Here is a 23,914-nt window from a genome sequence, read left to right as displayed (position 1 = left end):
CCGGCGCGCGCGGCGTCCAGCCGCCGCACGAGGGAGCTTCACCGTGAGTGCATCTCCCCGGTGGCCCACGCGACGACGTGCCAGCCCGCGAACACGACCGCGGCGGTGACCGCGAGCACCGCGGCGAGGACCCCCGCGACCACGAGGGCGCTCGATCTGCCGGCGCGGGCGGGCGCCGCCGACCACGCGTCGAGCAGCGCCGCGTTCCGCAGGTTGGCGCGCCAGGCGACGTCGAACAGGTCCCCGAGCACCGGGACCGCGCCCACGACGGAGTCGATCGCGAGGTTCAGCCCCATCCGCACGAGGACCGCGGGCGGGGCGCCGAGGCGGTGCGCGACGACGACGATCCACGCGCCGAGGAGGCTCCCCGCGAGGTCGCCGAGGCCGGGGAGGAGGCCGAGGAGCGGATCGAGGCCGACGCGGATGCCGGTCCCCGGGATCACGAACGCCGCGTCGAGCCAGCGGGCGAGCCGGCGCACGTCGTCGAGCCGGCGCGCGTCCCGCGCCGCTCCCACCGCGTCCCGTTCCCGCCGCATCCTCGTGTTCTAGGGTGGCCCGGGCCGGAAGGCTACGCCGCGGGCAGCTCGCCGCGGTAGAGCCCGTCCAGCTCGGCCGCGAACCGCCGCTCGATCACCTTGCGCTTGAGCTTCTGCGACGGCGTGACCTCGCCCTCGGTCTCGCTGAACTCCCGCGGCACGATGGCGAAGCGCTTCACGGTCGCGAAGCGCGGCAGGGCCGCGTTCATCCGGTCGAGGTCGCGCTGCACGATCGCCCTCACCTCCGGGAGGAGCGCGAGCTCCGCGACCGGCGCGCCGGCGCGGCCGTGCTCCCCCGCCCACCGCGCGAGGGCCTCCGGGTCGAGCGTGACGAGCGCGGTGACGTAGTTGCGGCGGTCGCCGTGCACGAGCACCTGCGACACGAGCTGCGACACCGCCTTGAGCCGCGACTCGAGCTCGGCCGGCGCGATGTACTTGCCGCCCGACGTCTTGATGAGGTCCTTCTTGCGGTCGGTGATGGCGAGGAAGCCTTCCGCGTCCACGAACCCGACGTCGCCCGTGTGGAGCCAGCCGTCCGCGTCGAGGGCCTCGGCCGTCTGCTCGGGCAGCCCGTGGTAGCCGCGCATGATCCACGGCCCGCGCATCAGGATCTCGCCGTCCTCGGCGATCCGGACCTCCACCCCGGGGAGGGCCGGGCCGACGGTGCCGATCTTCCGGGCCCGCGGCAGGTTGCAGTGCGTCGCCGCGGAGGACTCGGTGAGGCCGTAGCCCTCGAGGATCACGACGCCCATCGCGTCGAACAGCTCCGCGATCTGCTTCGAGAGCGGCGCCGAGCCGGAGATGAAGAACTGGAGGCGCCCGCCGAACAGGTCGCGCACCTTCCGGAACACGAGCCGGTCGGCGATCGCGAGCTGCGCCGCGAGCACGGGACCGGGGGGCCGGCCGGCGCGGCGAAGGCGCGAGGCGTCGAGGCCCACGCCGATCGCCCAGCGGAAGATCCCCGCCTTCACCGGGCCGCCGGCGCGGGCGTTGGTCAGGACCTTCGCGTGGACCTTCTCGAAGATGCGCGGCACGGCGCAGACGAACGTGGGCCGGATCCGGCCGAGGTTCTCGACGAGCCGCTCGATCCGCCCGTCCACGGCCGTCGGGAACCCGATCCGGAGCTGGGCCGTGCCGATCATCTTCCCGAACGAGTGCGCGAGGGGGAGCCAGAAGAGCTGGAGCACGTCCGGGTGATCGAGGATCCCGGACTGCTGGACGGAGCGCGACTGCTCCACCCAGCAGGAGTGGGTGAGCTCGACACCCTTGGGGCGCCCGGTCGTGCCCGACGTGTAGAGGAGCGTCGCGAGCGCGTCGGGCCGCACCGCGGCCGCGGTCTCCTCGAACGCGCCGGGATGGGCCGCGTCCCACGCGCGCCCGCGCGCCTCGAGATCCTCGAGCCCGATCACCCAGCCGTCCGGGGACGGCGCGCCGTCGAACGTCACGACGTGCCGGAGCGCCGGCAGCTCGCCGCGCCGGGACGCGAGCTTCGCGACCTGCGCCGCGTCCTCCGCGAACGCGACCACCGCGCCGGAGTCCGAGAGGATGAAGGCGCACTCCTCCGCGGTCGTGGACGGGTAGATCGTGCTCGTCGCGCCGCCCGCGCACAGGATGCCCAGGTCCGCGAGGATCCACTCGATCCGCGTCTGCGAGAGGATCGCGCAGACCTGCTCGCCCTCCAGGCCGAGCGCGCGCAGGCCGGAGGCGATCGCCCGGACCCGCGCCTCGGTGTCGGCCCAGGTGAGGCTCCGCCAGGCGCCGTCCGGCGCGGGGTAGCGGAACGCCTCGGCGGCGGGCGTCCGGCCCACGCGATCGAGGAAGAGCTCGGGGACGGTGCGCGGGTCGTCGGTCACGAGGCGGATCCTCCGGAGAGCGGGACTCTAAATCGAAGCCGGCCAGCGGGCGACCGGAAGCCGACGCCCCGGAGGAGCCCGCCCGGAGATCGTCCGCCGCAGCGCTCGGCCATCCGCTTGAGCGGCGTACGCTCGCATACGCCTGTACGCTTGACAGGACTTCCGTCCGCTAACTAGGATTACCGTCCACTACAGCGGAACCCCGATCCTCCGAGGAACGAACCCCATGGCGATCCCCCCGAACCGGAAGCTTCGCTTCGAGACCTTGCAGGTCCACGCCGGCCAGGAGCCCGCGCCGGGCACCAACGCCCGCGCGGTGCCCATCTACCAGACGACGTCCTACACGTTCGACTCCGCCGACCACGGCGCGAACCTCTTCGCGCTGAAGGAGTTCGGCAACATCTACACGCGGATCATGAACCCGACGACGGACGTCTTCGAGAAGCGGGTCGCCGCGCTCGAGGGCGGCGTCGCGGCCCTCGCCACGGCGTCCGGCCAGGCGGCGCAGTTCCTCGCCATCGCGAACATCGCGCAGGCAGGCGACAACGTCGTGTCGACGAGCCGCCTCTACGGCGGCACCTACAACCAGTTCAAGGTCACCTTCCCCCGCCTCGGCATCGGCGTGAAGTTCGTCGACGAGGACGACCTCGCCGCCGTGCGGAAGGCCATCGACGGCAAGACGAAGGCGATCTACGTCGAGTCGATCGGCAATCCGGCCGGCAACGTGCCGGACTTCGAGGCGCTCGCCGCGCTCGCTCACGAGAACGGGATCCCGCTCATCGTCGACAACACGTTCGGCGCCGGCGGCTACCTGGTCCAGCCCATCGCCTGGGGCGCCGACGTCGTGGTCGAGTCCGCCACCAAGTGGATCGGCGGCCACGGTACGTCCATCGGCGGCGTGATCGTCGACTCCGGCAAGTTCGACTGGGCCAGGAGCGGGAAGTTCCCGGCCTTCACCGATCCGTCGCCCGGCTACCACGGCCTCGTCTTCAACGACGTGTTCGGGCCGAAGGGGCCGTTCGGCAACATCCAGTTCATCATCCGCGCCCGCGTCGAGGGGCTCCGCGACCTCGGGCCGGCGCTCTCGCCGTTCAACGCGTTCCTGCTCCTGCAGGGCCTCGAGACGCTCTCCCTCCGCGTCCAGCGGCAGACCGACAACGCGCTCGCGCTGACGAAGTGGCTCAAGACGCACCCCTCCGTGGCCTGGGTGAACTACACGGGGCTCGAGGATCACCCGCACCACGCGCGGGCCCGCAAGTACCTCCGGAACGGCTTCGGCGGCGTCTTCACCTTCGGCATCAAGGGCGGGTTCGAGGCCGGCAAGAAGTTCATCAACGCGGTGAAGCTCTCCTCTCACCTGGCGAACGTGGGCGACGCGAAGACGCTCGTCATCCACCCCGCATCGACGACGCACCAGCAGCTCTCCGACGCCGAGCAGAAGAGCGCCGGCGTGACGCCGGACCAGGTCCGCGTCTCCCCGGGCATCGAGCACCTCGACGACATCAAGGAGGACTTCGAGGAGGCGTTCCGCGCCGCGCGGTAGGCGGACGCGTCCACGGCGCCTTCCGGTGCGCCCCGCATCCCGGTGGCGCGTCGGAGGATCGGGAGAGGGCCCCGGCGTCGGGGCCCTCTTTTTTTCATTCGCGCGGCAAGCGTTCGTTTACGCGTCCCGCGGGCCAGTGTCGCCGGATCGTGCGCCGTGAGGGAAATGCCCCAGGCGCGAGCCCCACGGGGCGATCGCCACCCCGGACGACGGCTGCGGCGCCGGCTGGGCGGAGCGGCGCGAAAGCACCGTCGGCGTGCTCCGGTCCCGCGCCCGGGACCGGCCCGCCGGAGCCCGGCGGGTGGTGCCGTCGTTGCACGAGGCCCCGCGCACGTTCGCATCCTTTCCACCCACGAGGTCCCGCATGTCCCCGCTCACGAAGTCCTCGCTCGCACTCGCGCTCACGATGTGCGCGGCGCTCGCCCTGCCCGCCCGCGCCCAGAGCGTCGCCGGCAAGAAGGTGCTGTTCGTCAACTCGTACCACGAGGGCTACCCCTGGTCGGACGGCGAGGAGCACGGGGCCAGCGCCGCGTTCCAGGGCAGCGGCGTCGAGCTCCGCTTCTTCCGCATGGACACGAAGCGCCACCAGGACGAGGCCTTCCGGAAGCAGGCCGCCCAGAAGGCGAAGGCGGAGATCGAGGCCTTCAAGCCCGACCTCGTCATCGTGGCCGACGACCCCGCGGTGAAGTACGTGCTCGAGGCCCAGTTCAAGAACGCGAAGGTGCCGTTCGTCTTCTGCGGCGTGAACTGGGACGCGTCGAAGTACGGCCTCCCGTACTCGAACGCCACCGGCATCGTCGAGGTCGCGCCGGTGAAGGCGCTCGTGTCGAACCTGCGCGCGCTCGCGAGGGGCGGCCGCGTCGGTTACCTCACCGTGGACTCCGAGACCGAGCGGATCGAGGGCCCGTCGTACGCGAAGACCCTCGGGGCGCCGTTCGCGACCGACCTCTACGCGAAGACCTTCGCGCAGTGGAAGGAGGGCTTCCTCCGCATGCAGACGGACGCCGACCTGATCCTGCTCGGCAACGTCGCCGGCATCAACGACTGGAACGAGGCCGAGGCGAAGGCCTTCGTCCTCGCCAACGCGAAGGTCCCGGTGGGCGCCGCGTACGACTTCATGATGCCGTACGCCATGCTCGGCCTCACGAAGATCGAGGAGGAGCAGGGCGCCTGGGCGGGCCAGACGGCGCTCCGCATCCTCCGCGGCGCCTCGCCCGCTTCCATCCCGGTCGCGACGAACTCGCAGTCGAAGATCTTCATGAACGTGAAGCTCGCGCAGGCGGCGAAGATCGTGTTCCGCCCCGAGATCGTCCGCAGCGCGCAGGTGGTCCAGTAGGCCGGCGGGGTCGCGCCGCCGCCCGACCGGCGGCGGCGCGCCCGCGCTCCACCCCGGGGGCACACCGCACATGCTGATCCGCACCAAGCTGAGCCTCATCCAGTCCCTCCTCATGACCGCCTGCCTCGCGGTCATCGTCGCGGTCATCTACGGCTCGGCGTCCCGGCTCATCAACGAGAAGGACGACGCGCTCTACGGCGAGCGCCTGGACGGGATCACCGGCCAGATCGAGGCCGAGCAGGCGAACCTCCAGCGCACCGGGCTCGCCGGCGTGGACGCGTACGTCGAGGGGGCGCAGAAAAGCCTCCTCGAGGTGCTCGTGAAGCGGTACGGCGAGACGCGCTCCGAGGCGGTGCGGTTCTTCATCCTCGATCGCGCCGGGAAGGTGATCCATCACCCGACGATCGCCGCCGGGGCCGCCCTCGGCGTCGACGCCGCCGTCCTGGGCGCCGAGAAGGGGACGGTGCGGACGACCCTCGACGGCCAGCCGACCTGGGTCGCGTGGCACCGCGACGACGCGTGGGGCTGGACGGTCGGCTACGCGGTCGTCGAGGCCCACAAGTACGCGGCGCTGCACGCCTTCGTCCGCGAGCTGCTCGCCATCAGCGTCGTGTCCGTCGCGGTGATGCTCGCGATCACCTTCGCCGCCGTGAAGCGCATGCTCGCGCCGCTCGGCGGCGTCGTCGCCGCGGCGGAGCGGATCGGCGCCGGCGACATGTCGGCGGAGATCGCGGGGGGCGGCCACGACGAGGCGGGCCAGGCGCTCGGCGCGATGCGGGACATGGCCGCGCGGCTCGGGCAGGTCATCGCCGAGGTCCGCGGCGGCGCCGACGCGATCCTCGCGGCGTCCACGCAGGTGTCGGCGACGGCGCAGACGCTGTCGCAGGGCACGGGGGACCAGGCCGCCTCGGTGGAGGAGACGACCACGCAGCTCGAGGCGATGAGCGGGTCCATCGAGCGGAACGCCGACGCGAGCCGCCAGACCGAGAAGGTCGCGGCGGGCGGCGCACGCGACGCGGGGGAGAGCGGCGCGGCGGTCGACGCGACGGTGAAGGCCATGCGCTCCATCGCCGAGAAGATCGGGATCGTCGAGGAGATCGCGTACCAGACGAACCTCCTCGCCCTGAACGCGGCCATCGAGGCGGCGCGCGCGGGCGAGCACGGGCGCGGCTTCGCGGTCGTCGCCTCCGAGGTTCGCAAGCTCGCGGAGCGCAGCCAGCGGGCCGCGAAGGAGATCGCCGGCGAGGCGGCGTCGAGCGTCGAGGTGGCGGAGCGGTCGGGCGTGCTGCTCGACGCGCTCGTGCCCGCCATCGAGCGGACGGCGAAGCTCGTCCAGGAGGTCGCGGCGACGTCTCGGGAGCAGGCGGCTGGCGTCGTCCAGATCAACCGCGCGATGGGGCTCGTCGACCAGGTGACGCAGCGGAACGCCTCGGCGGCGGAGGAGCTCTCCTCCACGTCGGAGGAGATGGCCTCGCAGGCGGAGGCGCTCCGCCAGCTCGTCTCGTACTTCCGGATCCCCGAGGCGAGCGGCGCGGGCGCGCGCCCGAACGCCGCCGCGGGCGGGCCCGGGGCGACGGTGCTGCGGCTCGCGCCGGCGCGCACGGCGGCGCCGGCGGCGTGAGGCCCCCACCCGCTCCGCGGGCGCCGTGCCGGGGCCGCCCCGGCGGCGCCCGCGCGTGCGCCGCAGCGCCCTGCCCCACCTGGCGCCTGTCCGCGATCCTCGTTCTGTGATTGGTGGAGGATCGGCCCGGGGTGCTCGCGACGATCGCGTCGGGCACCGGTCGGGCGGCGGGGGGACCCGTGACCGCGACGACGCCAGCCGGCTCCCGGGAAGGAACTCTCAGTGAAGGTCGCGCCTCGCCGGGCGAAGCGCCCGCCCCGGGGGCGGCCCCGTCACCGCGCCGCCGGATCCTGATCGCGCTCCCCGGGCTTCACCGCGTCCGCCGCGGCGCCGAGGTCGCGCTCGAGTCCATCGGCCAGCACCTCGCGGCGGCCGGGCACGTGGTGACGCTCGTCGGCTCGGGCCGGCCCGATCCCGCCCGCGCCTATCGCTTCCGGTCCAGCCCGTGTCTGCCCCGCGAGCGGCTCGAGCGGCTGCCGTCGATCCCGGTGCTCCGGACGGTCTACGCGTACGAGGAGCTCACGTTCGTGCCCGGGCTCGCCGTGCAGGCGCTGCGCGACCGTCACGACGTCACCGTCGCGTGCAGCTACCCGTTCACGAGCTGGACGCTGCGCGCGCTCCGCCTCGGACGGCGGTCTCCCGCGCACGTGTACGTCACCCAGAACGGCGACTGGCCCGCGTACGCGCGCAACAGCGAGTACCGGTTGTTCTCGTGCGACGGCCTCGTCTGCACGAACCCGGTCTACTACGAGCGGAACCGCGAGCGGTGGCGGTGCGCGCTCATCCCGAACGGCGTCGACGAGCGGGTGTTCGCGCCGGGGCCGCGGCGGACGCGGTTCGGCCTGCCCGACGCCGCCCCTGTCGCGCTCATGGTGAGCGCGCTCATCCCGAGCAAGCGCGTCGTGGACGGGATCCGGGCGGTCGCCCGCGTCCCCGGGCTGCACCTCCTCGTCGCCGGCGACGGCGAGCTACGCGCCGAGGTCGACGCGTGCGGCGCGGCGCTCCTCGGACGGCGCTTCCGGCGCGTCGCGATCTCCCACGAGGAGATGCCGGAGCTCTACCGCGCGGCGGACGTGCTGCTCCACATGAGCCAGGCGGATCCGTCGCCGCTGGCGTACGTGGAGGCGCTCGCGACGGGGCTGCCCGTGGTCGCGCACGACGAGCCCGTCACCCGCTGGACGTTCGAGGGCGTGGCCTCCCTCGTCGACACGACCGACGGCGCCGCGGTCGCCGCCGCGCTCGAGCGCGCCCTCGGCGCCACGTCCGCGGCGGAGGTGGCCGCGCGCCGGGCGCTCGTCGAGCGCCGCTTCACGTGGTCCGCGGTCGCGCGCCAGTACGCCGAGTTCTTCGAGGTGGTGCTCCGGGGCTCGCGGGGCTCGTAGCGCGTCGACCCTGCGTCAGCGGCGCACACCCCGAAAGCCCAGCCCGCCGGGTCGAGCCCGGAGCGTTGCGCAGGCCGCGGGGATCGTCCGAACATGGCCCGATGCTGCAGCAGCTCTCCTACGTCACGCGTCGGCTGCTCCGGCGCACGCTGCCGCTCACCGACGCGGCGGCGCGGAGCTGGGTGATCCACCCCGCGCAGCGGACGCGGCGGAGCCGCGCCTTCTTCCTCGACGGACAGCTCGATCGCGTCGAGGGGGTGCAGGAGGAGACGACGCGCGAGAACGAGGAGCGCCGCGTGCTCGGCTCCGCCGTCGAGCACGCCGCCACGCGAGGGCACGAGCTCCGCGACGCGGTCCTCGTCGGCGGGTCCGTGTACGCCGGCGGGTCGCGCCTCGCCCTGCTGCCGGGCTCCGCGGTCCCCGAGACCTTCCAGAGGCCGCGCGAGGAGCTGGCGACGGCCGCGCTCGACTGCACGTTCGTCGGCAACCGCTACTTCGGCCACTGGATCACGGACGACTGCCCGCTCCACCTCCTCGCCCGGGATCACGCGCCGCCCATCGGCGTCGTCCGGGCGCCGTACGCACAGGAGGAGGGCTACTGCGCGCTGTGGGGGCTGTCGCCGAGGAAGGTCCCGGGCGCGCGCGTGCGTTCGCTGCTCGTCTTCCAGGACTACGGCCAGAACGCTCACAAGCGCGGCCGGTACACGGCCCTGCGGACCGCGCTCGCGGCGCGCGTGGGCCCGCGGCGCCGGCGCGGCGTCTATCTCCGGAGGGGCACGACCGGGGTGCGCCGGCTGCTCGAGAACGAGCAGGAGATCGAGGCGCGCCTCGCCGGCCGCGGATTCGACGTCGTGGATCCGGTCGGCGGGTCGGCGGAGGACGTCGCGCGGGCCTGCGTCGGCGCGGCGTGCGTCGTGGGGGTCGAGGGCAGCGGGCTCGCCCACGGCGTCGTGGCCGTCGCGGACGGCGGCGCGATCGTGGCCCTGCAGCCGCCCTGGAGGTTCAACAACGTCTTCAAGGACTACGCCGACTGCCTCGACCTGCGGTACGGCTTCGTCGTCGGGACGCGCGCGGGGGACGGGTTCCGCGTGGATCCGGGAGAGCTGGAGCGTACGCTGGACCTCTGCGACCGCGCCTGACCCCACGGCCCCTTCTCCCGGCTCCGGCGCGCGGGTTAGGCTGCGCGCCCGATGCGCCTCCCTTCCGCCGGCCTCGCCGGCCCGGCCGCGCCGTTCGCCGTCGCCGTCGCCGTCGCGCTCGCCCTGCTCTCGCTGGCGGCCGCCGCCGTCGTCCTCGTGGCGCGCACCCGCGCCCGCGCTTCGACCCGCACGCTCGCCGAGGCGCTCGCCGCGGCGGAGCGCGAGCGGGAGGCCCGGGCTGCGGACTCGAGGCGGCTCCAGGCGATCATCGACTCGATGGCGGACGGCGTGATCTTCATCGACGCCGGGGACCGCATCGCGCTCGTGAACGCCGCCGGGCGCTCGCTGCGGAACCTCCGCGACGGGGAGCGGCGGCCGGTGAAGGAGTGTCACCCGCGCGCCACTCACGCGATGCTCGACCGCGTCATGGGCTACCTCCGCCGCGGGGACGACGCCGGGGCGGCCCACTCGATCATCAAGGAGCGGGAGGGCCGGTACGAGACGACCTATGCGGCCGTCAGGGTCGACGGCGCCTACGTCGGGACGGTGATGGTGATCCGGGACATCGCCGAGCGCCGCACGCTCGAGCGGCGGCTGCTCGACGCCGAGCGGCTCGCCGGCCTCGGGCAGATGTCGGCGCAGATCGCGCACGAGCTCCGGAACCCGCTGAACGTCATCGATGGTGCTGCGCAGTACCTCTCCCGGCGCTTCGCGGCCGATCCCGAGGTGCGCGAGTACGCCGGGCTCGTCGGCGACGAGGTGCAGCGGGTCAACCGGTTCGTCTCCGCGCTCCTCGGCGTCGCGCGGCCGGCCGAGCCGTCGTTCGCGCCCGTCGCCGTGAACCGGCTCCTCCGCGACGCGGCCCAGCGCGCGGCGGTCGCCCGCGGTCTCCCGGCGTCCGCGGTGTCCCTGGACCTCTCCCCGGACCTGCCGGTCCTCGACGTCGACGGCTCGATGATCACGGAGGCCCTGGTGAACCTCGTCCAGAACGCGCTCGACGCGGGCGGGACGACCCCGCCGGAGCTCGCGAGCCGCTACGAGGCGGACGGCGGCGACGGGGCCGTCGTCGTCGAGGTCCGGGACCGCGGCTGCGGGATCCCGCCCGACCAGCTCGACGAGGTGCTCCGGCCCTTCGTGACGACGAAGCCCACCGGCACGGGGCTCGGCCTGGTCGTGGTGGTGCGCGCGGTGGAGCAGCACCGCGGGCGGTTCGAGCTCGCGCCGCGCGACGGGGGCGGGACGGTGGCCCGGATCCGCTTCCCGGTCCGGCAGACCGTCTCGGGGGCGGCGCGGGGCTCGGGGGTGGCGGCGTGAGCGCCCCGGGCGGCGCGGAGGGGCTCGTCCTCGTCGTGGACGACGATCCCGGGACGCGGAAGGTGGCGCGCGCGAACCTCGCGCTCGAGGGGTTCGAGGTGCTCGTCGCGTCGTCGGGCGCGGAGGCGCTGGCCCGCCTCGCCGAGAGCGACCCGCTGGCGATGGTGTCGGATCTCAAGATGCCGGACGTGGACGGCATCGCCCTCATGGAGCGGGTGCACGCGCTCCGGCCGTCGCTCCCGGTCGTGCTCGTCACGGCGCACGCGACGGTCGAGACCGCGGTGCAGGCGATGCGGAAGGGCGCGCTCCATTACCTCGTGAAGCCGCTCCGCTTCGACGAGCTGGCGCTGGTCCTCCGTCACGCGGTCGCGCACGAGCGGGCCCGGCGCGACGTCCTCCGGCTCCGGGGCGAGCTCGAGCGCGCGGCGGGGTTCGAGGAGATCGTGGGCGGCTCGCCCGCGATGCGGGAGGTGTTCGCCACGGTCGAGCAGGTCGCGGCAGCCGACGCGACGGTGCTCCTCCGCGGCGAGACCGGGACCGGCAAGGAGCTCGTGGCGCGCGCGCTGCACCGGCGCTCCCCGCGCCGGGAGCGCCCGTTCGTCGCCGTGAACTGCACCGCGGTTCCGCGCGAGCTCATGGAGAGCGAGTTCTTCGGCCACGAGCGCGGCGCGTTCACCGGGGCCACGGCCCGCCGGGTCGGCCGGTTCGAGCAGGCCGACGGCTCGACGCTCTTCCTCGACGAGGTGGGCGACCTCGACCTCGCGATCCAGGCGAAGCTCCTCCGCGTCCTCCAGGAGCAGGAGATCACCCGCGTCGGCGCCGTGGACGCGCTGAAGCTCGACGTCCGGGTCGTCGCGGCGACCAACCGCGATCTCGAGGCGCTCGTCCGCGAGGGCCGCTTCCGCGACGACCTCTACTACCGCCTGAACGTGATCCCGATCCGCCTCCCGGCCCTCCGCGAGCGGGTGCAGGACCTCCCGCCGCTGCTCGAGCACTTCCTCGGCTCGTTCGGCCAGCGCTACGGGCGGCCCGTGCCGGTGCCGCCGCCCGAGCTGCTCGCGGCCGTGCAGGCGTATCCGTGGCCCGGGAACGTGCGCGAGCTGCGGAACCTCTGCGAGCGCGCGGTCCTCCTGGGGTGGTCCGCCGTCGCGCCCATCCTCCAGGGCGACGCCGGGCGCCCCGCGCCGGGCGCCGACGCGCCGCTCGCCGACACGAGCGTACCGCTCCTCGAGGCGCGCCAGCGCCTGGTGGAGCGGTTCGAGCGCGAGTACCTGACGAGGCTGCTGCGCGAGCACCGCGGCCGGATCGGCGAGGTCGCCCGCGCCGCGGGCATCGCGGAGCGGAACCTCTACGAGAAGATGAAGGCCTACGGGCTGAGCCGCGACGACTACCGCTGAGGCGGGAACGGCGCGCGCTCCGGCGCGGCGACCGGGAGGGCCGCGAGCGTGGCGAGGAGGGCGCGCGCGATCCGGTCCTGCGCCGCGGCGACGAGGTGGCCGCCGTCGTCGGTGTACGCCGGCGCGAGGGCGAGCGTCGACGTCCCCCGCCACTCGGCCCGGGTGACGGAGCCGTCCGGTGCGGTCGCCTCGAGGCGCGCGAGATCGAACAGCGGCGCGCGGCCGCCGTACTCGGCCCGGAGCCGCGCGTTGAACGCCTCTCGGCGAGCGTTCTCGAGGAGGCCGTACGGCGGCTTGCCGAGCGCGCCCTTCACCAGGGCGCGGGCGCCGCCCTGCACCGTCGTGAGCGGGACGGTGACGTGCACGAAGGTCGTGCGGGGGTGCCGCCGCGCGAGCTCCGCGAGCGCGGTCCGGTAGACCTCGAACAACGCGTCGGCGTCGGTGTCTGCGCCGAAGTCGGCCCAGCAGAGCTTCACGAGCGCGACGTCCGGGGGCGGCCCCTCGAGGCGGGCGAGCAGCGCCGCGAACGCGTCGAGCTTCGTGCGTGGCGCGCCGTTCTCGCCGACGAGCGCGTGGGAGAGGCCCGGCGCCAGCGGGCCCGCGCCGCGGACCTCGGTGACACCGAGGACGCCGCCGTGCGCGGCCGAGAGCCGCGCGACGCCCGCGAGCACGTTCCCGCCCACCGACTGGTGACCGAACAGGACCCGGAGCCGCGCAACGCGGGCCAGGTCGTCCCCGAGCTTCGCGTTCGCCGCGTCGCCGGCGGGCACCTGCACCGCCGCCGCCGCGACCAGGGTCGCCGCCACGCCGACCACCACAGGGAACAGGACGCTCATCGCCGACCCCCCTTGGCCGCGAAGACCGAGGCCCCCGCGCGAGGACGCGTGCCCCCGGCGAGGAGGACGCGCTCCGTCTCGGCCCCCCGGCGAGCGAAGTCGGATCGCTTGTACGCCGCTGCCGGACGGCGTGTCAAAGCTCGCGCGCGTCCCGCCACGCTGGCGCGCGCACGCGCTCCGCCCCGCCGAGGGGGCCTGGCCGCGCGGGGCCTCACCGGACCGCGGGCGGCATCGTTACCGTGGCGTGCGCCCGCGCGCCCGAGGGAGCCGCCGTCGCAGAGGAGCCGCGCCACGTGCCAGGCCGAGTCCGGCTGGGTCGGATCGAGATCGACGCGCTCGACACGAGCGAGGCGATCGACGCCATCGAGGCGCTGGTGCGCGCGCGACGGGGCGGCGCCGTCTTCACGCCGAACGTCGATCACCTCGTGAGGCTGGAGCGCGACGCCGCGCTCCGGGTCGCGTACGAGGCCGCCGACCTGCGGCTCGCGGACGGGATGCCGCTCGTCTGGGCCGCTCGCCTCGCCGGCACGCCGGTGCCGGAGCGCGTGGCGGGCGCGGACCTCGTCGTCCCGCTCGCGCGCCGGGCCGCCGCGCGGGGCTGGCGGGTGTACCTGCTCGGGGGCCCGCCCGGCATCGCGGCCCGCGCCGCCGCGGCGCTCGCGCTCCTCGGCGTCGTCGTCGCGGGATACGACGCTCCGTGGATCGACGACTCTCGCGAGGGTCGCGCCCGGGCCCGCGACGCCGCGGCCCGGGTGAGCGCCGCGCGCCCGGACCTCCTCTACGTCGGTCTCGGCGCGCCGAAGCAGGAGCTCTGGATGGACCGCCACCGGGACGCGATCCGGCCCGCGGTCGCCGTCGCGGTGGGCGCGAGCCTGTCGTACCTGGCGGGCGCGCTGCCGCGCGCGCCGCGGTGGGTCTCGCGGAGCGGGCTCGAGTGGCTCTTCCGCCTCGCGTGCGAGCCCCGGCGGCTCTGGCGCCGCTACCTCGTCGACGGCGTCGCGTTCCTCCCGATCCTCCTGCGAACGCTCCACGAGGCGGAAGGCCGCGCGGCACGCGGTCCCAGCGCGATCGTGTAGCCCCGCTCCGGGCGGGCGCGCCCCTCGAACGAGCGCTGTACGATGCGCGCCATGCCGCCCGCACCGGAGCCCGCGCGGTGAGCGTCCCGATCGCGCGCGCAGCGGCGGATCCTCCGCCTGAACCGGAACCGCTCCCGCGCCCCGCGCTCGTGCAGGCGACGGCGCCGGGGATGCCCGGCATCGATCTCCTGCGGCTGCTCGCGGTGGCGGCGATCGCCTGGTTCCACGCCGGCGGGCCTTTCTCCGAGTACCTCGGCTTCCGCCTGCCCGCGGTCGCGCTCGTCACGAGCCTCGTCGTCTCCCGGAGCGCGCGGTGGGCGCCGCGGCGCGTGCTGGTGCCGTGGGCCATCTGGTACGCCGTCTACCTCGCCGCGCTGCTGTTCCGGCTTCGAGAGCAGAGCTGGGGCGGTGCAGCGGAGCTCCGGTGGCACCAGCTCCTGCTCTCCGGGCCCGCACCGCACCTGTGGTACGCACCGTTCGCCCTGATGGCGGGGTGGCTCGTGACGCGGTTCGCCTCGGCTGCGACCGGGTGGATCCTCGGCGCGGTCGCCCTCGCGTCGGCGGTCGCCGTCGCGATGCGAGGGCTGCCGTACCCGGGGCCGCAGTGGGGGATGGTCCTCCCCGCGATCCCGGCGGGCATGCTCCTCGCCCGCAAGGACGCGCCGCGGTGGGCACTCCTCGCGCTCGTCGCGGCGACGACCGCGGCGCTCGGGCTGCGCTACGCGATCGCCGTGGCCCTCGTGCTCGGCGTGTCGCGGTGGGAGGGGCCGCGGCTCCGCCGCCTCGCCGAGGTCGGGCGCGGCGTCTACTGGAGCCACGTCCTCGTCATCCTCCTCCTGCACAAGCTCGGGACGTCGAACCCGGTCGTCGCGCTCGCCGGCGCGGGCGCGGCGGCGCTGGGCCTGTCCGCGACGCCGTGGGGCCGGAGGGCGCTGTGACGAGCCCTCCCGAGCTGCTCGTCGTCGTCGTGAACTACCGCACACCCGACGTCACGCTCGCGTGCCTCCGCTCGTTGGCGGCGGAGCTCCCCGCCCTCCCCGGCGCGCGCGTCGTGGTGGTGGACAACGGCTCGGGCGACGGCTCGGCCCGACGCCTCCGGGCGGCGATCGACGCGGAGGGCTGGGGCGCGTGGGCCACCGTGCTCGCGCTCGCCGAGAACGGCGGGTTCGCGTACGGCAACAACCGCGGGATCGCGGCGGCGCCGGAGGCGCGCTACTTCCTCCTCCTGAACAGCGACACGGTCGTGTCGCGCGGATCGCTCCGCTACTGCCGCGACGCGATGGACCGCGATCCGGCCGTGGGCGCCCTGAGCTGCACGTTGCTGAACGCGGACGGGTCCATGCAGAACGTCGCGCGCCGCTTCCCGACGCCGCTCCGGCGCGCCGCGGGCGCGCTCGGGCTGCCCTGGCGACTCCCGCGCGCGTTCGCGTGGGCCGATCTCGACGATCCGGGGTGGGACCGCTGGACCACGCGCCGCGACGTCGAGTGGCTCGGCGGCGCGTTCCTCTTCGTCCGAGGCGACCTCGTGCGGCGGATCGGCGGGCTCGACGAGGACTTCTTCTTCTACGGCGAGGACGTCGAGTTCTGCGCTCGCGTCTGGCGCGCCGGCTACCGGTGCCGCTACGACCCGACCGTCTCGATCGTGCACCTCGGCGGAACGTCGTCGGATCCCTCCCGGCTCGCGACCGGCCACCGCCTCGCGCACGCGTGGCGCGCGCGCCACCTCGTCCACGAGAAGCTCTACGGCCGGCGGTCCGCCGCCGTGCTGCTCGCGCTCGATCGCGCGGTGATCGCGGCGCGGCTCAGGGTGCTGGCGTGGACCGCCGGGCCGACCGACGCCCGCTACGCGAACGCGTCGGCGGTCCAGGCCGTGCTCCGGAGCGCGGAGACGGTGCGCCCGTGGCGGCCACCTCGGGCTGCTGCGCCGCCGAGCGCGGGCGGATGATCGAGATCGCCGCTCCCGCGCGGCGCGAGCGTGGCCGGAGCGCACAGCCACGAAGTTGGGGCGCGTTCCGGGGGCGATCTCGACGCGCGTCCCTTGCGAGCATCCCACGCTTGCATGATGGGTGGCGCGGACACGCTCCGCTAACATGCACGCGTTGACCATCTGTTGGCCGGGGGGCCTCGGGACGAGCTGGGTGTCGGAGCGGAGCTTCCGCGACGCGCCGGCTTCGGGCCGAGGGGCGGCATGACGAGAGCAGGCCTGATCGGCGCCGGGAAGATGGGCATCTCGCACTACGCCATCCTGGGTGCGCATCCGCGCGTCGAGGTCGCGGCGGTCTGCGACAGCGCGGCGTACGTCACCTCCGCCCTGCGAAGGCAGACGGGCGTCCCGACGTACAAGGACTTCCGGAAGATGATCGACGAGGCGGCGCTCGACTGCGTCGTCGTGGCGACGCCCACCGCGACGCACTTCGAGGCGGCGGCGTATGCGCTCGAGCACGGGCTGCACGTCTTCGTCGAGAAGCCGCTCTGCCTCGATCCCGCCCAGAGCCTGCGCCTCGCCGAGCTCGCGGTGGCGCGGCGCCGCGCGAACCAGGTCGGCTACCACAACCGCTTCATCGGCACCTTCCGCGAGGCGCGGCGCCTGGTCGAGGCCGGCGCGCTCGGCGACGTGTACCACGTCGCGGGCAGCGCCTTCGGGCCGGTGGTGGTGCGGCCGAAGACGGGGCTCACCTGGCGCGCCCGGAAGGAGGAGGGCGGCGGCTGCCTCCACGACTACGCCTCGCACGTCGTGGACCTCATGAACTTCGTCGTGGGTCCGCCGGAGGAGGTGGCCTCGGCGCACCTGCGCGCCATCCACTCGCGCGACGTGGAGGACGCGGTCTGGGCGGAGCTCCGGTACCGCGGCGGCGGACACGGCACGCTCGAGGCGAACTGGAGCGATCCCGCGCACCGGAAGATGAGCACCACGATCGTGGTGTACGGCACCCGGGGGAAGCTCGTCGCCGACCGGCAGGAGCTCCGCGTCCACCTGGGCCCCGGCGCCGGGGTGGAGGGCTACCGGGAGGGCTGGACGATCCGCTACATCACCGAGCTCCAGGCGCCCGTCGCGTTCTATCTCCGCGGCGAGGAGTACTCCGCCCAGCTGGACGCGTTCGTGGACGCGGCGGAGCGCGGGACCGCGGTGCACGAGAACTCGTTCGGCAGCGCGTACGAGACCGACCGGGTGATCGACCTCGTCATGAAGGCCGGCCAGCGGAGGAGCTAGGCATGGACCGCATCCTCTTCGGCGACAACCAGTTCTTCGGCGTGAACCACATGTCCGAGGAGAAGGCGCGCGCGCAGGCGATGAAGTTCCGCGACACGCAGGACATCATGCGCGTCCTCGACGCCGCGTACGACGCCGGGATCCGCGTGTTCATGTGCACGACGCACGACCGGGTCGGCGAGATCGCCGACCTCGTCCGGGCGAACCCCGCGCGCTACCCGGACCTCGCCTTCTATCCCTGCCTGCCGTACGCGCACAAGTACGCGAACTCGGTCGGCGAGGTCGGGATCCTCGAGACGATCCGGAGGTTCGCCCCGGGCGGCGTCCTCGAGACGCTCGTGAAGGGCGCCGTCTCCGCCGCGACGCAGGACGTGCAGAAGCTCATGGAGATGCTGGTCGACGCCGAGCTGAAGCGGTTCGCCGGAACCCGCATGCCGATCGTGTTCGTGCAGAACGTCGTGACCGATCTCCTCCTCGGGCTGAAGCTCGATCACCTGCTCGCCGCCTTCGCCGCGCACGTCGGCGCCCGCCACGGTGCGGAGGCGGGCTTCATCACCATGAACCTGCCCCTCCTCGTCGAGCGGCTGGAGCGCGTGGGGGTCGTGAACCCCATCGTCTGCGCCAACGTGAACAAGATCGGCTTCCGGATGAGCGGCGGCGTGGACGCCTACCGCGACGTGCTCCGGGCCCGGCGGTGCCGCGCCATCGCGATGTCGGTGCTCGCGTCCGGCGCCATCCCGCCGCGCGAGGCGATCGAGTGGGTCTGCGGCCTCGAGGGCGTCGACTCCATCGTGTTCGGCGCTTCGTCGGCGCAGAACATCCGCCAGACGAAGGCCCTCATCGACGAGGCGTGGGGCCTCGCGCCCGCGGCGACGCTGCGCCGCGCCGCGGTGTGACGGGGAGCGCCATGCGCGAGCGCGTCCGGCTCCTCAACGTCGACATCGACGACATCACGATGGACGAGCTCCTCGACGGCTTCCGCGAGGGCATGCTGCTCACGCTGCACGTCGACATGATCATGAAGCTGCAGCGGGACCGGGAGTTCTACGAGCTCCTGCCGCGGTTCGACGTCGTGACCTGCGACAGCGAGATCCTCTTCCGGGCGGCGCGGCTCCTCGGGCGGCCGCTGCGCGAGCGCGTCTCCGGCTCGGACTTCTTCCCGCGCTTCTGCGAGCGCCACCGGGACGACCCGGAGATCACGATGTTCCTCTGCGGTGGGCAGCCCGGCGTCGCGGAGCGCGCGCGGAAGAACGTGAACGCCCGCGCCGGCCGCGAGATGGTCGTCGGCGCCGACGCGCCGCCGTTCGACTTCGACACGCGGCCGGGGGAGATCGAGCGCATGATCGCCGCGATCGACGCGTCGCGCGCCTCCGTGCTCGTGGTCGGGCTCGGCGCGGGCCGGCAGGAGAAGTTCATCGCGCGCCACCGCGACCGCCTCCCGCACGTCCGCACCTTCCTCCCCCTGGGCGGCACGCTCGACTACGAGGCGCGCACGCTCTCGCGGCCCGCCGCGTGGGTCACCGACGCCGGCCTCGAGTGGCTGTACCGTCTGGCGCGCGAGCCGCGCCAGCGCTGGCGGCGGTACCTCGTGCACCAGCCGCCCGTGCTGTGGCACCTCGCCCGGCAGCGGCTGGGCCGGTACGAGGATCCCTTTGCGTCGCCTCTTCACGGCGCGCCGGCGCGCGCGCCGGCGGCACCGTCGAGCGACGCGCGAGCGGGGTGAACATGGCGCACGGAAGCAGGTGGCGGCGAGGCGAGCAGGCGGTGGACGTGGACCTGGCGGCCGAGCCGGATCCGCTCGTCGCGCGGCGCATCGAGGCCGCGCGCGTCGTGGCGCCCGCAGGGCAGGCCGAGGCCGGGAGGCACGAGATGACGGGTGCGGCGCCGGACATGGCCTTCGATGCGAGCAAGGAGCTGGCGCTGCCACCGGTCGCGCCCGCGCCGGAGCTGCTCGAGCTGTGGTTCAGGCTGGCCCAGCGCACCTGGACCTCCGTGGCGCTCGTGCCCGCCGACGGCGGCACCACGGCTGCGGCTCCGTTCGCGCGATCGCTCGCCGAGGTCGGCCGGCGCCTGCACGGCGCACCGGTCACCGCCATCGCCCCCGACGAGCTCGACTTCGCGACCGCCGCCGCCCTCGCGGAGTGCGTGCGCGCCGCGGCGCGGAGCCCCGAGGGCGCGCGGGTCGTCGTCGCCGTGCCGCCCCTCGTCATCGAGCCGCTCGGGACGGCGGCGGTGCAGGCCGCCGACGTCGTGGTGCTCTGCATCGAGCTCGGTCGGACGCGGCTCGCGGGGGCGCGCCGGACGCTCGACCTGGTCGGTCGCGAGCGCGTCGTCGGCTCGCTGCTGGTGTGATCGGACGGGGGGCTGCGCCTGACGATGGAACTCGGGATTTCGGGGCGTCTACGACAGCGCTCGGACCTTCACGGCGCCGCCGTCATCGCGCTCGCCGCCGTGAGCCGACGTTGCAGAAGGAACAAGCCGCACGGTAGAAGCGAACCTCGCACGAACGACCCGTCAACGAGAGAAGCGCATGACGGACACGAACGCGCGGTGGCAACCCGAAGACAACTCGGACCGGAGAGCGAGCCGTGCTCAAGGACCTGATTCTCGGTCTGATGCTGACCGGACTCGTAGTGGGTCTCTGTGGTGCGCTGGCCTCCTTCTCTTGGCGCAAAGACGGCGTGTCTTCGCGGGAGTTATGGCTGGCCGGGAGCAAGGCCGCCGCCTATCCGGAGCGATACGTCCGCCCCGACCGAGTCCTCGTCGTCCGCGTCTTGAACTTGGTCGGGGTCGGGCTCTGCCTGGCGGGCGTCCTCATCATGGTTGCCGGAACCGTTCAGCCTCTGCTCCGGTAGACCAGACTGCCGACCCGCGGTGAAGCCGCCCCTGCGGCCTCCAGGGCGCTCCACGGCGCCGCCGTCGCCGTGGCGGAGATGGCCGGCGCCGAGTTGACGGACCGAGTCTGCGAGCAAGCGCCCATCCGCATCGGGACCGGATGATTCCGGCGACATCCTCCTCGGCACCTTCGCCGCCTACCATCAGCAAGGGCGCGAGCGCCTCGTGGAGCGCATCCGGGCCGGGCTCGCTCACGCAGGCTTCTTGGTAGCCGATCCACGCGGTCGACGTTTCCCCGGCGCGGACCCGCCTCGGCCGTTCCTGTGCTCAGCCCTCCTTCACCAGACCGGCCGGGCGCAAGGCGCCGGTTCTCGTTCGGCTTGTGATGAACATGGGGGCTGCGCGTTGACGATTCATCACATGTCTCCGCGAGGGTCGGCGCCTCGGCGATCGTGGTCGCGGGGACCTTCGTGGCTGGCAGATGAGCGGGAAGGGGCTGAGAAGACGGGGACGGCCGGGGCGGAGCCGCGTGGACGGGACGTTGCAGCGTGGATCGGCCCACAAGAAGCCTGTGTTGCGGCGCCAGCGATCCGGAGCTCAGCTGAGCCGAGCCGCGGGGCGCGCGGGAGCGTCCACGCGGGAACGGGCTTCGATGTTCGAACGATGCGACGAGGGTCCGTGTGTGTCGAGCCGTGGGCCCGCGAGCAGCAGTTCGCTCGATGAACCACTCTCAGTGAACTATGATCCGCACGGCCGCCGGCGCAGCGCGGATGAATCCCTGCCGCACCCAACGGGAACTTCACTGTGCGCTTGACGCAGGGCGGGCGAAAATCGCCGCTCGCGCTCGGGCTCACGCGAGAACGGCGCTGCTGGAGCGCTGGCTCGGCGGGATGCCGCGCTGGAAGTTGCCGAAGGGGCCGCGCGGCGCTCCTCCGCGTTCGCGCGTCAGCGGGCCGTTCCCGCGTGTTTCAGGAGGCCTCGAAAACGCGTGCGAGAGTGCTCTTCATGGACACCGCGCGCACGCTCTCCGCGAACCTCGCCTCCCTCCTCCGCCGCGAACATTCCGCCCTCGGCGCGTTCCTCGTGGCGCTCGCCGACTTTGACCGGCGCCGCGCCTGGATGACGCTCGGGCACGCCTCGCTGTTCGCGTACCTCCACCGCGAGCTTCGGCTCTCCAAGGCGGCGGCCCAGTACCGCAAGGTCGCGGCGGAGCTGATCCAAGAGGTGCCCGCGGTGGGCGACGCGCTCGGCGAGGGTCGGTTGTGCCTGACCTCCATCGTCGAGGCCGCCCGGGTGGTCACCGCGCAGAACTGGGAGACCGTGCTGCCCCGGTTCTTCGGGCTCTCCCGGCGAGAGGCGATGGAGGTCGTCGCGGAGCTCCAGCCGCACCCCGGGCCGCCGACCCGGACCATCGTCTCTCCGGTGCGGACCGCGCCCTCCGAGGTCGCCGCCGGCCCCGCCTCGGCGGTCCCGCCCCTTCCGCTCGAGGCCGGGGCCGCCGGGCCGGCGGGGAACCGCCCTTCCGGTTCGTCAAGCGAACTCACTGAGCGTGAAGTAAACACTTCTACCCCCACGCACAGGCCCGCGGAGGTCGTTCCCCTCACCGCAGACCTGCGCCGGTTCCACCTCACCGTCTCCGATCGCTTCCTCGAGAAGCTCCAGGCGGCAAAAGATGCACTCTCCCACGCGCGTCCGGGGGCAACGGAGGAGGAGCTTCTCGAGGCTGGCCTCGACCTCCTCCTCGAGAAGGCCGCGAAGCGGAAGGGCCTCGTCGCGAAGCCACGGAAGACCCCGCGGGCGGCGAAGTGCGACCACATCCCGGCGCACGTGAAGCGGGCGGTGATGGAGCGGGACGGCGGCCGCTGCCAGTTCCGGCTCCCCTCCGGCGAGATCTGCGGCTCCACCCACCAGCTGGAATTCGATCACATCGAGCCGGTCGCGCTCGGCGGAGCGTCGACCGTCGAGAACGTCCGGATCGCCTGCAAGCGGCACAACATCATCTCGGCGCGGAGGGTCTTCGGGGACGGCTGGATGGATCGGTACGCCCCGGGCAAGGCCTCGCTCCCGGCCGAGACCGGCTGAAGACGGCGGAGCCCATGCGCCCGCGAGAGCGGGCGCGTCCCCGAACGTGAGCCCCTCCCCGGCGCGCGGGGCCTCCCTCCCGGCCGCCCCACGATCCGTCGGGCCGCTCGGCTCGCGCGCGCTCGTCAGGGCCGGCGCAGCTCGGAGAGGATCGGGACGCCCAGCTCGCGCTCGATCTGCCAGCGCTCGACGATCCGGCCGCCGCGCACGTCGGGCCAGGCGGCCGCGAGCACCGCGAGGAAGATCGACAGGACCGTCCCGAGCCCGAAGACCTTCGTCGGGTCCGGGCTCACCGGCGTCCGCGGCTCCTCCGGCGGCCAGATCACGTTGTAGCGGTACTTGAACGCAGCCCGCACCGCGTCCAGCTCGAGCTGCGCGGCGTTCACGCGCTCCAGGATCCGCTGGTACTGGAACCGCGCCTCGCGGACGCGCTCGTCCTCCTCGGCGGACGCGCTCGAGCGCTGCGGGGCCGATCGCACCTCGACCACGCGGGCCGGAGCCGGCGACGCCGACGGAGCGTCGCGACCCGATCGCGCCGCGTACTCCTTCCGCAGCTTCGCCTCCTCCTCGCGGAGCGCGGTGATCTGCGGCGACTCCCGCGAGAGCGAGTCGATGTCCCGGCGCAGGCCGATCACGCTCGGGTGCGCGTCCGAGTAGGTGTTCCGCCGCTCGTCGAGCTGCGCCTGCAGGTCCGCGAGGCGCCGGCGCCGGAACTCCTCCACGTCCTGGATCGCGCGCTGCTTCGCTTCCAGCATCGACTTCAGCCGGACGAGGTCCTCGTCGGGCGCCTGCACCATCGCGTCGGGCCGCGGCGCCGGCTGGAGGTCCCGGTAGACGACGCGGGGCGCCTGCTGCGCCTGCTCGCGCTGGACCTGCGCGAGGACGCGGTCGAGGTTCTCGCGCGCGGTCACCACGTGGCCGCGCAGCACCGAGATGACCTCGTCGATCGAGGTCACCTCGCGGAGGTGGCGCGCCTCGATGAAGTTCTGGAGCGCGCCCTGCACGATCAGATAGCCCTGCTGCGCGTCGGGCCAGTCGAGCGTGATCGTGATCGTCCCCTCGTCGGCCGTGACCTGCAGCTTCTCGTCGAGGTAGCGGGCGAGCCGGTCGCGCGGATCGTCGCTCGCGCTCGCGCCGGCGCGGAGCTTTCGCGGCAGCTCCACGGAGTCCACCGGCGGCGGCCGCTGCAGGAGCCCGGCCTCGTCGACGAGGGCGAGCAGGTTCTCGCGGCGGTGGACGATCTCCCACGCGAACCGCGTCGGAGCGTCCTCGCCGGTCGGCCGGACGTTCGACGGGAGCGCTTGCTGCCGCTGCGCGAGGATCGTCGTCTGCACGCGGTAGACGGGCGTCTTGGTCCGGTAGTAGACGGCGCAGGCGGCGAGCCCGCACGCGAACACGAACGCGGTGACGAGCTTCCGCCGTCGCGCCGCGCCGAGGACGAGCCGGGTCCACTCCGCCGGCGTCGGACCTCGCGGCCGCGCGCCCTCCTCCTCCCACGAGTCTCCCCCCGTCCCCGGCTCTCGCATCGCGTCCCCCGGCGGGCGAGCGTAGCGCAACGCGCGACGCGCGCGAGCGAGCCCGGACAGGGAGCCGCGTGCCGCGGCTCGAGGACACGCGATGGAGCGCCGGTCCGGGGCGACCAGCGCGGGTGCGACCGGAGGTCACCCGCGGCTCGCCGCGCCGGCAGCGCTCCGCGTGACGATCCGCATCGCCCGCCGTGCCCGCTCGCGCCTGCACCGCGTCACGCCGGGCG

20 protein-coding genes are annotated in these 23,914 nt (G+C 73.9%); 16 read left to right on the top strand and 4 right to left on the bottom strand.

From position 1 onward, the window contains the following. Positions 1-38: 38 nt before the first annotated feature. Positions 39-536, bottom strand: coding sequence for a DUF4112 domain-containing protein (locus AMOR_RS18340; protein WP_248353099.1), 498 nt, complete (start codon positions 534-536; stop codon positions 39-41). A 32-nt stretch (positions 537-568) separates the two neighbouring features. Then, complete coding sequence (locus AMOR_RS18335; RefSeq protein ID WP_248353098.1) at positions 569-2,389, bottom strand: AMP-dependent synthetase/ligase; 1,821 nt, start codon at positions 2,387-2,389, stop codon at positions 569-571. Between the two features lie 226 nt (positions 2,390-2,615). Between AMOR_RS18335 and AMOR_RS18330 the strand changes: the two genes are divergently transcribed. The 7 genes from AMOR_RS18330 (at position 2,616) to AMOR_RS18300 (ending at position 12,121) form a co-directional block, all read left to right on the top strand. Beyond that, positions 2,616-3,932 carry an O-acetylhomoserine aminocarboxypropyltransferase/cysteine synthase family protein gene (locus AMOR_RS18330; protein WP_248353097.1) on the top strand — a complete coding sequence of 439 codons (1,317 nt, stop codon included), beginning with the start codon at positions 2,616-2,618 and terminating at the stop codon, positions 3,930-3,932. A gap of 364 nt (positions 3,933-4,296) precedes the next feature. Further along, positions 4,297-5,268, top strand: a complete 972-nt coding sequence (locus AMOR_RS18325; RefSeq protein WP_248353096.1) for an ABC transporter substrate-binding protein — start codon at positions 4,297-4,299, stop codon at positions 5,266-5,268. A gap of 70 nt (positions 5,269-5,338) precedes the next feature. After that, complete coding sequence (locus AMOR_RS18320; protein ID WP_248353095.1) at positions 5,339-6,889, top strand: methyl-accepting chemotaxis protein; 1,551 nt, start codon at positions 5,339-5,341, stop codon at positions 6,887-6,889. 179 nt (positions 6,890-7,068) lie between these two features. After that, the gene (locus AMOR_RS18315) at positions 7,069-8,271 is read left to right on the top strand and encodes a glycosyltransferase family 4 protein (protein ID WP_248353094.1); all 1,203 of its coding nucleotides are present in this window, start codon (positions 7,069-7,071) and stop codon (positions 8,269-8,271) included. Positions 8,272-8,372: 101 nt separating this feature from the next. After that, positions 8,373-9,410, top strand: a complete 1,038-nt coding sequence (locus tag AMOR_RS18310; RefSeq protein WP_248353093.1) for a glycosyltransferase 61 family protein — start codon at positions 8,373-8,375, stop codon at positions 9,408-9,410. Between the two features lie 51 nt (positions 9,411-9,461). Further along, positions 9,462-10,724, top strand: coding sequence for a two-component system sensor histidine kinase NtrB (locus AMOR_RS18305; protein ID WP_248353091.1), 1,263 nt, complete (start codon positions 9,462-9,464; stop codon positions 10,722-10,724). Further along, positions 10,721-12,121: a sigma-54-dependent transcriptional regulator gene (locus AMOR_RS18300; RefSeq protein ID WP_248353089.1), complete on the top strand. Its 1,401-nt coding sequence runs from the start codon at positions 10,721-10,723 to the stop codon at positions 12,119-12,121. The genes AMOR_RS18305 and AMOR_RS18300 overlap by 4 nt, the downstream gene beginning before the upstream one ends. Here the strand turns inward: AMOR_RS18300 and AMOR_RS18295 are convergent. Next, a complete protein-coding gene (locus AMOR_RS18295; protein ID WP_248353087.1) occupies positions 12,112-12,957 on the bottom strand; it encodes a nucleoside hydrolase in 846 nt (281 codons plus the stop codon). The genes AMOR_RS18300 and AMOR_RS18295 overlap by 10 nt on opposite strands. Before the next feature lie 293 nt (positions 12,958-13,250). On the opposite strand from AMOR_RS18295, the gene AMOR_RS18290 reads away from it, so the two are divergent. The 9 genes from AMOR_RS18290 (at position 13,251) to AMOR_RS18250 (ending at position 22,161) form a co-directional block, all read left to right on the top strand. Continuing rightward, positions 13,251-14,033: a WecB/TagA/CpsF family glycosyltransferase gene (locus tag AMOR_RS18290; RefSeq protein WP_248353085.1), complete on the top strand. Its 783-nt coding sequence runs from the start codon at positions 13,251-13,253 to the stop codon at positions 14,031-14,033. A gap of 77 nt (positions 14,034-14,110) precedes the next feature. Beyond that, positions 14,111-14,971 carry a hypothetical protein gene (locus AMOR_RS18285; RefSeq protein ID WP_248353083.1) on the top strand — a complete coding sequence of 287 codons (861 nt, stop codon included), beginning with the start codon at positions 14,111-14,113 and terminating at the stop codon, positions 14,969-14,971. Further along, the gene (locus AMOR_RS18280) at positions 14,968-15,978 is read left to right on the top strand and encodes a glycosyltransferase family 2 protein (RefSeq protein ID WP_248353081.1); all 1,011 of its coding nucleotides are present in this window, start codon (positions 14,968-14,970) and stop codon (positions 15,976-15,978) included. Before AMOR_RS18285 ends, AMOR_RS18280 begins: the two co-directional genes overlap by 4 nt. 243 nt (positions 15,979-16,221) lie before the next feature. After that, positions 16,222-17,244 carry a Gfo/Idh/MocA family protein gene (locus tag AMOR_RS18275; RefSeq protein WP_248353079.1) on the top strand — a complete coding sequence of 341 codons (1,023 nt, stop codon included), beginning with the start codon at positions 16,222-16,224 and terminating at the stop codon, positions 17,242-17,244. 2 nt (positions 17,245-17,246) lie between these two features. Beyond that, positions 17,247-18,140 carry a hypothetical protein gene (locus AMOR_RS18270; protein WP_248353078.1) on the top strand — a complete coding sequence of 298 codons (894 nt, stop codon included), beginning with the start codon at positions 17,247-17,249 and terminating at the stop codon, positions 18,138-18,140. An 11-nt stretch (positions 18,141-18,151) separates the two neighbouring features. After that, entirely contained in the window at positions 18,152-18,967 is an 816-nt protein-coding gene (locus AMOR_RS18265; RefSeq protein WP_248353077.1) for a WecB/TagA/CpsF family glycosyltransferase, read from the top strand. A 2-nt stretch (positions 18,968-18,969) separates the two neighbouring features. After that, on the top strand, positions 18,970-19,596 hold the full coding sequence (locus tag AMOR_RS18260; protein WP_248353076.1) for a hypothetical protein: 627 nt from the start codon (positions 18,970-18,972) through the stop codon (positions 19,594-19,596). Between the two features lie 236 nt (positions 19,597-19,832). Continuing rightward, positions 19,833-20,099 carry a hypothetical protein gene (locus AMOR_RS18255; RefSeq protein ID WP_248353075.1) on the top strand — a complete coding sequence of 89 codons (267 nt, stop codon included), beginning with the start codon at positions 19,833-19,835 and terminating at the stop codon, positions 20,097-20,099. Positions 20,100-21,084: 985 nt separating this feature from the next. Then, positions 21,085-22,161, top strand: a complete 1,077-nt coding sequence (locus AMOR_RS18250; protein ID WP_248353074.1) for an HNH endonuclease — start codon at positions 21,085-21,087, stop codon at positions 22,159-22,161. A gap of 125 nt (positions 22,162-22,286) precedes the next feature. Here the strand turns inward: AMOR_RS18250 and AMOR_RS18245 are convergent, their stop codons facing one another. Further along, positions 22,287-23,687 carry a GumC family protein gene (locus AMOR_RS18245; protein ID WP_248353073.1) on the bottom strand — a complete coding sequence of 467 codons (1,401 nt, stop codon included), beginning with the start codon at positions 23,685-23,687 and terminating at the stop codon, positions 22,287-22,289. Positions 23,688-23,914: the final 227 nt, after the last annotated feature.

It is taken from the genome of Anaeromyxobacter oryzae (assembly GCF_023169945.1).
GTDB lineage: Bacteria > Myxococcota > Myxococcia > Myxococcales > Anaeromyxobacteraceae > Anaeromyxobacter > Anaeromyxobacter oryzae.
The sequence above is the reverse complement of the archived record's forward strand: the minus strand, read 5'-3'. Positions and strand labels throughout refer to the sequence as shown.